The following is a 12,323-nucleotide window of genomic DNA, read 5'->3' on the forward strand; positions in this document are numbered from 1 at the left end:
GGGAATTAAATTGCCAACAGGCCTTCGCTAATGACCTGCTACGCGTGTGTTGTTCGTGTGCTATCTGAGGAACGGAATCATCCGCGCGAGTAATCCGTCGCGGTCGACAAATTGATGCTTGAGCGCCGCGAGGACATGCATCACAACGAGTGCCAGCAGCGTGTAATTGAGCAGTATGTGGACCGTGCGCAGGATCGCCTTGAGCGCCTGATCCGGGCCGATGAAGGTGGGCAGCGGCACAATGCCGAGGTACACCACCTGAATGCCCGCGGCCGAGCTATAGAAGTAGCCGGACAGCGGAATCGCCAGCATCAGCACGTAGAGCACGCCGTGCACGAGATGGGCGGCAGCCTTCTGCCACGTGGGCGTTGCGCTATCGAGCGCCGGTGCGCGGTGCGTGGCGCGCCACAGCACGCGGGCCACGGCCAGCATGAAGACGGTTACGCCGATCCATTTGTGCCACGAGAAGTACTTCAGCTTGGTGGGCGTGAAGCCGGGAATGTCGGTCATGATCCAGCCGATATAGAACCCGCAAATGATCAGCAATGCGATGAGCCAATGCAGGGCGACGGCAGGGCCGCTGTAATGCTCGACATCTGTGGGACGGGGTTTCATGGATTCATGCTCGCAATTCGTTGTGCTTGCCGCGTACGGTATGTCACGTGTGAATGCGGATGGTAGGGATGTCAATGAAGCCTGACTAGACGGCGAGAAGAGAACAGATTGTTCTAGCCATGACGCTAATGGGGATGAAATGAACGCGTACGGCGGGCTGAATGTTGCGTGGCACGCAACTTGCGGCCCAATTCCGGTTGGATTAGGAGCATGGGTTATGCTGCGGTCTACGACCGCGCTCGCGCGCAATCAAACTCCAGATCAGGATCCAGGACCCACTTCGTGCATTCGATTTTTCTATCCTGGGGTATCGCCATAGCCGCCACGGCCGGCGTCATGACCCGTCCGTTCAAATGGCCCGAGGCCGTGTGGGCCGTTGCCGGCGCGTTATTACTCGTGTCGCTGGGTCTGCTTCCCGTCGATCTGGCCATCGAGGCAGTCGGCAAAGGCACGGACGTTTACCTCTTCCTGTTCGGCATGATGTTGCTATCGGAAGTCGGGCGCCGCGAAGGCCTGTTCGACTGGGTCGCCGTTTTCGCGGTCAATCACGCCAAAGGCTCGCCGAGAAGGCTCTTTCTGCTCGTCTATCTGGTCGGCGTGGTCATCACCGCGTTCCTTTCCAATGACGCCACCGCGGTCGTCCTCACGCCGGCAGTATTTGCCGCCGCCAAAAAAGCGAAGACGCATCCGTTGCCCTTCCTCTTTGTTTGCGCGTTCATCGCGAATGCCGCGAGCTTCGTGCTGCCGATCTCGAACCCGGCCAACATCGTGCTGTACGGCAACCACACGCCCGCGCTCGGTGCCTGGCTGATGCGCTTCACGCTGCCTTCGCTGCTGTCGATCGTTGCGACCTATGTGCTGTTGCGCTGGACTCAGCGTGAAGCACTTGCAGGCACCTGCGAGGCCGATCTCGAGCCGCTGGAGTTGTCGTCGAGCGGGCGGGTTGCACTTGCGGGTATCGCGGTGACCGCCGTTGTGCTACTGGCGGTTTCCGCCTTCGATGTCCCGCTCGGTCTGCCCACTGCGATACTCGGCGCACTCACCGCCGTGGTCGTGCTGATCCAGGAGCGCAAATCGCCGCTGCCGATGATCCAGGAGATATCGTGGAGCGTGCTGCCGCTGGTCGCCGCCTTGTTCGTGCTGGTCGAAATGCTCGATCACACCGGCGTCATCGGGACCTTCGTCAAACTGCTGCAGGACGCGACGCAACGCAGTGAACTCGCCACGGCCGGTTGGGCGGGCAGCGCGATCGCGATCGGGAGCAATCTGATGAACAACCTGCCGGCAGGGCTGGTCGCCAGTTCGACCGTGACGCAGGCGCATAGTCCGGAGCGCGTGATCGATGCGTTCCTGATCGGTGTCGATCTGGGGCCGAACCTGTCGATCACCGGTTCGCTCGCGACGATCCTCTGGCTCAACGCAATTCGCCGCGAGGGCGAGGACGTGAGCTTTATGACGTTTCTGAAAGTCGGGGCCGTGGTGATGCTGCCGGCCCTCGCGCTGGCGCTCGCCGCGCGGATTCTGATTGCCTGATCCTCACCGCCCGCGTTATGCCCGGGTGCCCGTCGCCCGCATGGGCCGCTCGGCCATCAGTTTTTGCGCGGACTGCTCGAGTTTGCGCAGCGCGGCTTCAAGCCGTGCGAGGCGTGCGCGCTGTGTCGGCATCAGCAATGTTTTAGGCAGCATGCCCAGCCGATTGCGCCAATACGACAACGGAATGCGATCGTTGGCGGAAATCAGCCTGAATACGTGTTCGAGATGGGCAATCTCTTTGTCTATGTCCTGGTAGCTCATCTAACAGCCCTTAAGGAGAGGTGAGTAGGCCACGTCAATCGGACGGATATGTCCAACTATTGGACACGCCTGACGTTGGTACAGATTTCAGCAAGAGCCGTGCCGCGCGCCGCTATGTTGGGTGGGTATCGAGCCGTCAACCGCCCGGTATTTGTCTGATAGATCGACACCTTCCAGGCAGGAAGGACTTTGGCGCAGACAAACCCTCTTCCTGTTTTAATCCGCCAATACAGGGCGGAACGTGGCGCAACATGGCGAAGCGCCAAAGAAAGCGAGCAGATTTTGCATCTCTGCCTGTAAGAATCGTGGCGTAGAACACAAGCTACCGATCGGTCGCCATGCCGTGCCCGACCGCCTGTTTTGGCCCGCTTCAGCCTGGCCCGATTCAGCCGCGTTTCAGATCCGCTGCCGCCGGCGGTTAGCCGCACGTAGCCTGATCCACCGCGTTGGCGTTCACTGTGACGTAGGGCTGTGACGTAGTTACCGCGGCACCACCAGCACAGGCTGCGCGTAAGTGACGACAGGCGCGGGCAGCACGACCGTCGAGTACGAGTTGACGGGTTTCGCGGGCAGCGGCACGGGCGTGCCGGGCGCGACAGGAATAACAACGGGAACGGGCGCGGGAACGGGCGGGGGCGCCACCACATAGACCGGGTTGGCCGGCGCGTAGTAATACACAGGGCGGGGCGGCGGCGCGTAGACCACGGCGGCGGGCATGTAGACGACCACCCGGGCGAACGCCGTCGACGAACAGGCGAGACCGAGGGCGGTGAAGGTAGAGGCGCAGACGAGACGAATACTCACTTGATACTCCTGAGACGTTTTGAACGGCGCGGCGCGTCTTCCGGTGAAGAAGCAAGGTGGCTGGTTCGGATTGCTTGAGAACCTTGCCGAACCGTCGAGGCGCTTGATGCGCTTGATGCGCTTGAGGCGTTGGTGGCGCCGGCAAACGAAAGATACGCAAACCGCATTCGAAACGGCAGCGCGAACTTATTTCATTTGATGTCGCATGAATGCGAGCCGGGAGACCGGCGTGCGGGTGTATGAAGCGCATGCTGTGTTGCCGCAACAGCGCGCGCGCCTGCCAGGCGGACACCACGAAAAAAATGACACATGGCGACATGATTCCGACATTGCCTTCCGGCGGTTTTTCCTCAAGAATTCGGCCTGTCATCGAACGGATCGCGGCGGTTTGCAGGCGACGCACGATGGCTTAATCCAAGGAGTCAGTTATGAAAAAGTTGATCGCCGTTGTGCTGCTGTGCTGCGCATCCACCGTCACGTTCGCCCAAACGGCCGCACCGCAGGGCGCCAATCCCCAGCGCATGGAACGCATGGCGCAGCAGTTGCAAACGCGTTTTGCCAGCGCCAACACCACGCACGACGGCAAGCTCACCAAGGAACAGGCGGCAGCCGGCATGCCGATGGTCGCGAAGCATTTCGACGAAATCGACACGCAGAAGGCGGGCTACATCACGTTGCCGCAGATCGCGGCATTCATGCGGGAACGCGGGGCAGCGCACTGAGCTGCGCGGGCATCGGCGGGATCGTAGGAGTTTTTAACGCCCTAGCGTGCGATGAAACCCGCCCCGTCCTGCCGCCTGACCCTCGCCTGCGCGCTGATCGTGTCAATGAGCGTGGCGCTGTCTGGTTGCATGACAGTCGGGCCCGACTTCAAACAGCCGGACGTGACGCTGGAAAACCAGTGGCTCGAGAGCTTGCCTCATCAGGCACAGGCCGCGCCCGCCGCTCAGGCGGCCTGGTGGGCCGCGTTTAACGATCCGGTGTTGAGCGCGCTGGAACAGCGCGCGTATGAGCGCAACCTGTCGCTGCAAGTGGCGGGTTTGCACATTTTCAAGGCGCGCGCGCAACTCGCGACCAGTGCGGAGAATCTGCTGCCGCAATCGGGCAGCGTCTCAGCCGGCGCGGACCATATCAATACGAGCGGCGTCGGTCCCATTCCGCCGGCGCATCTGTGGGCCGAGCATCTGCGTGCGAACGTCGGCTGGGAAATCGACTTCTGGGGCAAGTACCGCCGGCAGATCGAATCGGACCGCGCACAACTGCGTGTATCGGAAGCCGCGTATGACAACTCGCTCGTGTCGCTGTTCGCCGATGTCGCCAATGCGTACATCGATCTGCGCGCGCTCGAGCAGCGTATCGTGGTGGCGCAGCAGAACCTGAAGGCGGTGCAGCAGAGTCTTACGCTGACCCAGGCGCGCTACAAACGCGGCGCGTCGACTCAGCTCGATGTCGAACAGGCCGCCACGCTGGTGGCCGAAACCGAGGCGGCGATTCCACCGCTCATCAAGGCACGCGCGCAAGACCGCGACACGCTCGCCGTGCTGCTCGCGGATCCCCCCGACGCCGTCGACGCGCAACTCAAAGGCAGCACGGCGATTCCCGTGCCGCCAACGCAGATCGACGTGGGGATTCCCGCCGATCTGTTGCGCCGCCGTCCCGATGTGCGCCAGGCCGCGCTCAACGCAGCGGCGCAATCGGCGCTGATCGGCGCGGCCAAGGCGAAGCTGTACCCGTCGCTATCGTTGACGGGGCTGTTCGGGCTTTCGTCGGGCGAGCAGCACGGTATCGGACTGACGCAATGGGGCAGCAAGACCATCGGCCTCTTTTCGGCGGGCGTGACGCTGCCGATCTTCGATCGCGGCCAATTAAAAAACGCCGTGCGGATTCAGGACGCCGCCTTCCAGGAGGCCGTGCTCGACTATCAGAACACGGTGCTACAAGCGCAGAAAGAAGTGGAAGACGCCATTGCCGCGCTGCGCACCTCGCTCGATGCGCTGGCGGCGTCGTCGCGTGCGTCCGATGCGTCGCAACGTGCTTTGAAGCTCGCCAATATCCAGTATCGCGCCGGCTCGGTCACGTACGACACGGTGATCGACGCATCGCGTTCGGTGTTGCGCGACGGCGACTCGCTCGCGCAGAACCAGGGAATCGCCGCGCTCGCGGCGGTGTCGTTGTATCGCGCGTTGGGTGGCGGCTGGGAAGTGGCGCAAGGGCAGCAGGTGGTGAGCGAACAGATTGCCGAACAGATGGCGCAGCGCACGGACTGGGGGCGGTTGCTGAATCCGCCGGCGAATTCCGCGCTGGCGCGCACTAGTGGAGACCGGCTCGATAATGCGAAATAACAACCTGACAAACAGGGGCGGGGCGCGGCGTAGCGCGGCAAACAGGCACGTCGGAGCGAGGCTTTGCATCGTGCTGGCCGTGGCGTTAGCGCTGGCCGCGTGCCACGACGGCGGCGCGCCTGCTGCGCAATCGGCGCAATCCACGCAATCGGCACCCTTGCCGCAAGTGAGCGTGACGCGGCCGATGTCGCGCGAGGTGCGCGAACAGCTCGACCTGAGCGGCACCGTCGCGCCCTCGGCGAGTGTCACGCTCGTGGCGCGCGTGCAAGGCGTGCTGAAGGAGATCGGCTTTACCGATGGCGCTTATGTCAAGCAAGGGCAGGTGCTGTTTCGCATCGAGCCGGATACGTATCGTGCGCAACTGACCTACGACCAGGCAGCGCTCGACAACGCCAATCAGGAACTGGTCCGGCAAAAGCAGCTCACCTCCGATAACGCGACCTCCGAATCGACGCTGCAAAAAGCACAGACCACTCGCGACCAGGCGCTCGCCAAACGCGACATGTCGCGTATCAATCTCAACTACACGGAAATACGCGCGCCCTTTGGCGGACGCATCGGTGCGCGCGCATTGGATGTCGGTAATCTGGTGGGCGCTTCGGACTCCACGAAGCTCGCTACGTTGGACCGTATTCAGCCGGTGTACGTGAATTTCACGCTCAACGAGCGCGACGCGAATCGCATCGGGATTTTTACGCAGCCGCCGCGCACGGTGCGGGTCAATGTGCTCGGCGCGGCCGGCGGTGAGGGGCAGGGTGAGGACGCCGCACTCGAATTCGTCGACACACGGGTCGATCCGGACAGCGGGGCGGTCAAGCTGCGCGCCGATATCGTCAACCAGGACGCGCATCTGATTCCGGGCATGTCAGTCGAAGTGCATATTCCCGCCGGTGCGCCGCATAACGTGTTGCTGGTGCCGGATACCGCATTGCTGCGTGAGCAGGCGGGTGCGTCGGTGCTGACCGTGAACAGTGCGGGCGTGATCGAAAAACGCGCGGTGGTTACGGGTGGTCTGTACGGTTCGCAGCGGGCCGTCACCTCGGGTCTCAATGCGAGCGACCAGGTTGTGACCGGCGGCGCGCTGGCCGTCGCACCCGGCGCCAAAGTGCAGGTGGTCGCCGCCGCGGCGCTGGGCCAGTCATGATCCGCTTCTTCGTCGAGCGTCCGGTCCTCGCCAATGTGATCGCGTTGATCGTGATGCTGCTCGGCGCCGTCGCGCTGATCAACTTGCCGATCGCGCAGTATCCGCCGATTACGCCGCCGACCGTGCAGGTTGTCGCACGCTTTCCGGGCGCGAGCGCGGCGACCGTGATCGACCGCGTGGCGTTGCCGATCGAAACGCAGGTGAATGGCGTGGAAAACGCGCTTTACATGCAATCGACCAGCACGAACGACGGCACCTATACGCTCACCGTCACCTTCGCCGTCGGCACGGACGTCGATAAAGCGCAGGTACTGGTGCAAAACCGCGTTTCGGCCGCCACCGCGCAATTGCCGCAAGCGGTGCAGCAGCAGGGCGTGACCGTGCGCAAGCGCTCCACGGCGATCCTGCAGTTGTACACGCTGCAGTCGCCAGACCCGAAATACGACACGCTGTTTCTGAGCAACTACGCGGTGATTTATCTGCGCGATACGCTGGCGCGTTTGCCGGGTGTCGGCGACGTCACCGTGTTCGGCACGGGGCAGTACAGCATGCGCGTATGGCTCGATCCGCAGAAGCTGAGCGAGCGCAATCTGAGCGCAGCCGATGTGATGCAAGCGATCCAGAGTCAAAGCAAGGACGTGAGCGCGGGCCAGCTCGGCTCCGAGCCGAATGCCGGCGGCCAGGCGTTCCAGCTCACGGTGAACATGCAGGGCGCGCTCTCCGATCCGCACGAGTTCGACGACATCATCATCAAGGCCGATTCAAACAATGGTGGCCACTTCGTTCGCATTCGCGATGTGGGCCGCACCGAACTGGGCTCGTCGAGTTACGGACAATTCTTCAATATCGACGGCAAACCCGCTGCGGGTATTGCGATCTATCAACTACCCGAGGCCAACGCGCTGGAGGTGGGCAATGCCGTGAAGGCAACCATGGCGCGTCTCGCCAGGGACATGCCGAAGGGCGTGAACTATCAATTGCCGTTCGATACGACGATCTTCGTGCGGCAGTCGGTGATCGACGTGTACAAGACCCTGTTCGAAGCCGCGTTGCTGGTGCTCGCCGTGATCCTGCTGTTCCTGCAGAACTGGCGCGCGATGCTGGTGCCCGCCACGACGATTCCGGTGACGATCATCGGCACGTTCGGTGCGATTTACATGCTCGGTTTTTCGATCAATCTGTTGACGCTGTTCGCGATCGTGCTGGCGATCGGCATCGTGGTGGACGACGCGATCGTGGTGGTCGAAGGGATTACGCAGCATATCGAGCAGGGCAAAACGCCGAAGCAGGCCGCCATCGACGCGATGCACGAGTTGCTCGGGCCGATTGTCGGTATCACGCTGGTGCTGATCTCGGTGTTTCTGCCGTCGGCGTTTCTCGGCGGCGTCACCGGGCAGATGTACCGGCAGTTCGCGCTGGTTGTCGTCGCAACGACGATAATCAGCGCGATCAACGCGGTCACGCTGAAGCCGGTGCAGAGCGTACGCTGGCTGCGCCACGCGCGGCCCGGCAAGCCGAACATCGTGTATCGCGTGTTCGACAAGGGGTATGCCCGCGTCGAAGGCGTCTATGTACGGATCGTTTCGTGGTTCGTGCAGCGCTGCGGGCTGGCGCTCGTCATCGCGCTGGTGCTCGGGGCGGCGTCTGCATTTCTGCTGACGCGTGTGCCCACCAGTTTCATTCCGCTCGAAGATCAGGGCTATATCCTGATCGCCGCGCAACTGGCGGATGCCGCTTCGCTCGAACGTACCCGCGAGGCGAGCGCCCAGATAGAAAAACGTATCGGCGCGATTCCCGGCGTGAGCCACGTGGTGTCGATCGGCGGCATCTCGCCGCTCGACAACAACGCATCGCTGCCGAATTCCGCGCTGATCTACGTCACGCTCGACGACTGGAGCAAGCGCGGCAAAGGCGAGGATCTTCGCTCGCTCTATTTGCGCATGAATGACGAACTCGCGAAACTGCCCGACGTACGCTCCGTGGTGATCGTGCCGCCGCCGATTCAGGGCCTGGGCAATAGCGGCGGCGTGCAGATGCAGGTGATGCTCACGGACGGCTCGCAAAACTATCAGCGGCTGCAGGACGCCACCAACACGCTGATCGCCAACGTCTCGAAGCGGCCCGAATTGCAGCGCGTGTTCAGCCCGTTTCGCGCGGCCGTGCCGACCGTCGAACTCACGCTCGATCGGGCCAAGGCCGAGTCGCTGCAGGTGCCGGTCGGCAATGTGTTCGACCTGCTGCAGGATTACGTCGGCTCCAGCTACGTGAACCAGTTCACGACGTTCAACCATACGTTCCCCGTATTCGTGCAGGCCGACGGCGCGTTTCGCCGCCAAACCGACGACATTCGCCGTTTGCAGATACGCAGCAACAGCGGGCATATGGTGGAACTGGGCACCTTTATCGACGCGCATGCGAGCGTAGGCCCCGCCGTGGCGACGCTGTACAACCTGGCGCCGGCCGCTGCCATCAACGGCATTCCGGCGAACGGCTATAGCACCGGCCAGGCGATCGCCGCGCTCGAGCAGGAGGCCGCGCGCGCGCTGCCCGCGGGTATCGGCTACGAATGGACCGCGATGTCGTATCAGGAGAAACTGGTCGGCAATTCGGCTTATTGGGTGTTTGCCGTGGGCGTATTGCTGGTGTTCTGCGTGCTGGCTGCCCAATACGAAAGCTGGTTGTTGCCGGTGGCGGTGGTGCTCGCCGTGCCGATCGCGTTGCTCGGTACGGCCGGTACGCTTGCCGCGCTCGGCGCGGCTAATAATCTGTACACGCAGATCGGCCTCGTGCTGCTGATCGCTTTGTCGGCGAAGAATGCGATTCTGATCGTCGAGTTCGCGCGGCATCTGCGCGCGCAGGGCGTGAGCATCGCCGAGGCCGCGGTGGAAGCGGCGCGACTGCGATTCCGGCCGATCATGATGACCTCGTTCGCGTTCATTCTCGGCGTGGTACCGCTCGTGATCGCCACCGGCGCGAGTGCGAGCGCACGCCGTTCGCTTGGTATTGCGGTATTTTCGGGGATGCTTGCTTCAACGTGCATCGCCGTGCTGTTCATTCCGTCGATCTACGTGCTGTTGCAGCGCCAGGCCGAACGGCACGCGGCGCGGCATGCACCGCCCGACGCCTAACCCGAGGAGCTTTCGTATGGATCGCCCCGCAAAAATCATTGTGCTCGACGACGAAGCCGAACTGCGCAACATGCTGCAGCGTTTCCTGCGCGGCCACGGTTTCGAGGTGCGGATCGCGGAAGACGGCAAGCGGCTCGACCGCTATCTGGAGCGCGAGCCGTTCGATCTGCTGGTGCTCGATCTGATGATCGGCGAAGAAGACGGCCTCGAAATCTGCGCCCGTTTGCGCGCGCAAGGGCAGACGTTGCCGATCCTGATGCTGACCGCCAAGGGCGATCCGCTCGACAGGGTGGTCGGCCTCGAAACCGGCGCCGACGACTATCTCGCCAAACCGTTCCTGCCGCGTGAACTGGTGGCGCGGATCAATGCGCTGCTGCGCCGCCAGAAGATCGCGTCGGGGGACGTCACCGTGACCTCGCAGAGCGTGCGTTTCGGCGATTTCAGTCTCGACGTCGGCAAGCAGCAGTTGTCGCGCGCTGGAGAACTGCTGGAGCTTCACTCGGCGCAGATGCTGCTGCTGGTCGCGCTGGCTTCGTCGCCGAACCGGCCCGTGAGCCGGGACAATCTGCTGGCGCGCGCCCGTGGGCGGGAGCACGATGCGCTCGATCGCAGCATCGACGTGCAGGTGTTGCGGCTCAGACAGATCGTTGAGGACGATCCGTCCAAGCCGCGCTTCATCAAGACCGTGTGGGGTGTCGGCTACATGCTGGTCGCGGACGTCGACTCATGACGCGCGCCTGGCTGCCGAGGCTGCTCCCGAAAACGCTATTGACGCGCAATATCGTCCTGCTGATCGTGCTGGTGATGCTGAGCCAGATCTGCGCGCTCGGCGTGTTGATGCATTACGTGCAGCGCCCTCGCGTCGAACGCGCGGCGGCTGTGTTTGCGACCTACGTGAAGACGATGGATCAGTTGCTCGCCGCCACGCCGCCTGGCGCGCGCGCTGCATTGACCGCACGTCTGGACGCCCGCACGGCGCTACCCAGCGAGGCCACCGTCGAACCCGCGCCCAGTTTGATGCTCGCCTATCGTACGTACCAACGCAGCGTCTTTCTCGACAGCTTGCGCGAGCATCTGCCTGTCGACATGCCCGCGCTCTGGCAGTCCGAAGGCGGTCAACGGTTGTGGATTCGCATGCATGCGCCGGCCGATGCGCCGCGCGCGCCGTACTGGATCGCGCTGCCGATTCCAGAGGACGCGCAAGGCGCCGGGCTCGACGCCGCGATCCTGCTGTCGCTCGGACTGGGCGCGCTGGCGGCGCTGACCGGTTATGTGATCCAGCGCCACCTCAACCAGCCGCTCCAGCAGTTGACGCAGGCGGCGCGCCGCGTCAGCGCCGGTGAAACGCCCGCACCGCTGCCGACCGACGGTCCTACCGAAATCGCCACGGTGAGCAGTGCTTTCAATCAGATGACGCATGCGCTGCAGCAAGCCGAGGCGACGCGCGCGCTGATGCTGGCGGGCATTTCACACGACATCCGCACGCCGCTCACCAAATTGCGGCTCTCGATGGCCATGGCCATGCCGGACGGCAGCGACAGCAGCTTTGTGGTCGCCGCGGAGTCCTATCTGGACCAGATCGAGACGATCTTGCAGCAGTTCATGGATTACGCGGGCAGTGGCGAGCGTGAACCGGCTGAAGCTGGCGATCTCAATGCGCTGATCGAGCGGCTCGCCGGCGATTTCGCGGGGCTCGGTCACGAGTTTGCGTTGTCGCTCGCGGTTTTGCCGGCGGTTGCGTATCGGCCGATCAGCATGATGCGGCTCCTGATGAACCTCATGCAGAACGCGATCGTATACGGCGGCAGCGGGCTCGCCGTACGGAGTTGGGCTACCGGCGAAGCCGCGTATGTCGCGGTCGGCGATCGCGGCAAAGGGCTAACGGCCGAGGAACTGGAACAGCTAAAAGCGCCGTTTCAACGTGGCCGCAATGCTCGCGCGCATAGCGGCGGGACTGGGCTGGGGCTTGCGATTGTCGAGCGGATCGCGCGGTTGCACGGCGGCGGCGTGCAGTTTCATGCGCGCGAGGGCGGCGGGCTGGAGGTGTGGGTGGTATTGCCGCTCATTGCCTATCCAGCCACGCATCCAGTCCCACCCGGAACGCCACACCCGCGATAACCGGCACGGTCATCATCAGAATGATGCCGAAGTTGGGAACCTCGTCGCCGTAAGTGATCGGACCGTAGAGCACGACGGTCGAAACGATCGCGAAGACCACGACGCCGACCGCAACCATCAGAAGATTACGCGACACAATGGACAGATCCTTGTGCTTTGCCTTGCCCGGCTCGGTGCTGGCAGTGGGGACTTCGTCGTGATGGGCGGGCATGATGGTTCTCGTGGCTGGATGAAGTGCCGCGCGAGACGCGGCTGCAAATGCAACTTCTGAACGCAGTGACAAAGCGTAACGACAAAGCGCTGCTACAAAGCGCGGCGATGAATCGAGCACCGGGCGGCGCGCGATTGCATCATACCTGGGGTCGTTCGTGCCGCACA

At 63.1% G+C, this 12,323-nt stretch carries 12 protein-coding genes; 8 read left to right on the forward strand and 4 right to left on the reverse strand.

The annotated features are described in order from the left end of the window. Nucleotides 1-60 precede the first annotated feature (60 nt). Complete coding sequence (locus KHO23_RS25875) at nucleotides 61-615, reverse strand: cytochrome b (RefSeq protein ID WP_211614371.1); 555 nt, start codon at nucleotides 613-615, stop codon at nucleotides 61-63. Between the two features lie 282 nt (nucleotides 616-897). On the opposite strand from KHO23_RS25875, the gene KHO23_RS25880 reads away from it, so the two are divergent. Next, nucleotides 898-2,148 carry an arsenic transporter gene (locus KHO23_RS25880; protein WP_211614373.1) on the forward strand — a complete coding sequence of 417 codons (1,251 nt, stop codon included), beginning with the start codon at nucleotides 898-900 and terminating at the stop codon, nucleotides 2,146-2,148. A gap of 15 nt (nucleotides 2,149-2,163) precedes the next feature. Here the strand turns inward: KHO23_RS25880 and KHO23_RS25885 are convergent, their stop codons facing one another. Continuing rightward, nucleotides 2,164-2,409, reverse strand: coding sequence for a hypothetical protein (locus KHO23_RS25885; RefSeq protein ID WP_211614374.1), 246 nt, complete (start codon nucleotides 2,407-2,409; stop codon nucleotides 2,164-2,166). A gap of 480 nt (nucleotides 2,410-2,889) precedes the next feature. Beyond that, nucleotides 2,890-3,213, reverse strand: a complete 324-nt coding sequence (locus KHO23_RS25890) for a hypothetical protein (protein WP_211614375.1) — start codon at nucleotides 3,211-3,213, stop codon at nucleotides 2,890-2,892. A gap of 239 nt (nucleotides 3,214-3,452) precedes the next feature. On the opposite strand from KHO23_RS25890, the gene KHO23_RS25895 reads away from it, so the two are divergent. The 7 genes from KHO23_RS25895 to KHO23_RS25925 all read left to right on the forward strand — a co-directional run bounded on the left by KHO23_RS25895 (nucleotide 3,453) and on the right by KHO23_RS25925 (nucleotide 11,945). Then, entirely contained in the window at nucleotides 3,453-3,626 is a 174-nt protein-coding gene (locus tag KHO23_RS25895) for a hypothetical protein (RefSeq protein ID WP_211614376.1), read from the forward strand. A 15-nt stretch (nucleotides 3,627-3,641) separates the two neighbouring features. Then, nucleotides 3,642-3,935, forward strand: a complete 294-nt coding sequence (locus tag KHO23_RS25900; protein WP_211614377.1) for an EF-hand domain-containing protein — start codon at nucleotides 3,642-3,644, stop codon at nucleotides 3,933-3,935. 51 nt (nucleotides 3,936-3,986) lie between these two features. Further along, nucleotides 3,987-5,555, forward strand: coding sequence for an efflux transporter outer membrane subunit (locus KHO23_RS25905; protein ID WP_211614378.1), 1,569 nt, complete (start codon nucleotides 3,987-3,989; stop codon nucleotides 5,553-5,555). A gap of 79 nt (nucleotides 5,556-5,634) precedes the next feature. Further along, complete coding sequence (locus KHO23_RS25910) at nucleotides 5,635-6,699, forward strand: efflux RND transporter periplasmic adaptor subunit (RefSeq protein ID WP_236066995.1); 1,065 nt, start codon at nucleotides 5,635-5,637, stop codon at nucleotides 6,697-6,699. Next, a complete protein-coding gene (locus tag KHO23_RS25915; protein ID WP_211614380.1) occupies nucleotides 6,696-9,827 on the forward strand; it encodes an efflux RND transporter permease subunit in 3,132 nt (1,043 codons plus the stop codon). The genes KHO23_RS25910 and KHO23_RS25915 overlap by 4 nt, the downstream gene beginning before the upstream one ends. A 16-nt stretch (nucleotides 9,828-9,843) precedes the next feature. Beyond that, nucleotides 9,844-10,557, forward strand: a complete 714-nt coding sequence (locus tag KHO23_RS25920) for a response regulator (RefSeq protein ID WP_211614381.1) — start codon at nucleotides 9,844-9,846, stop codon at nucleotides 10,555-10,557. After that, nucleotides 10,554-11,945, forward strand: a complete 1,392-nt coding sequence (locus KHO23_RS25925) for an ATP-binding protein (protein ID WP_211614382.1) — start codon at nucleotides 10,554-10,556, stop codon at nucleotides 11,943-11,945. Before KHO23_RS25920 ends, KHO23_RS25925 begins: the two co-directional genes overlap by 4 nt. On the opposite strand, the gene KHO23_RS25930 is transcribed toward KHO23_RS25925, so the two are convergent. After that, the gene (locus tag KHO23_RS25930; protein WP_211614383.1) at nucleotides 11,890-12,156 is read right to left on the reverse strand and encodes a hypothetical protein; all 267 of its coding nucleotides are present in this window, start codon (nucleotides 12,154-12,156) and stop codon (nucleotides 11,890-11,892) included. The genes KHO23_RS25925 and KHO23_RS25930 overlap by 56 nt on opposite strands. Between the last annotated feature and the right edge of the window lie 167 nt (nucleotides 12,157-12,323).

It is taken from the genome of Paraburkholderia haematera, assembly GCF_905220975.1.
Classification (GTDB): domain Bacteria; phylum Pseudomonadota; class Gammaproteobacteria; order Burkholderiales; family Burkholderiaceae; genus Paraburkholderia; species Paraburkholderia haematera.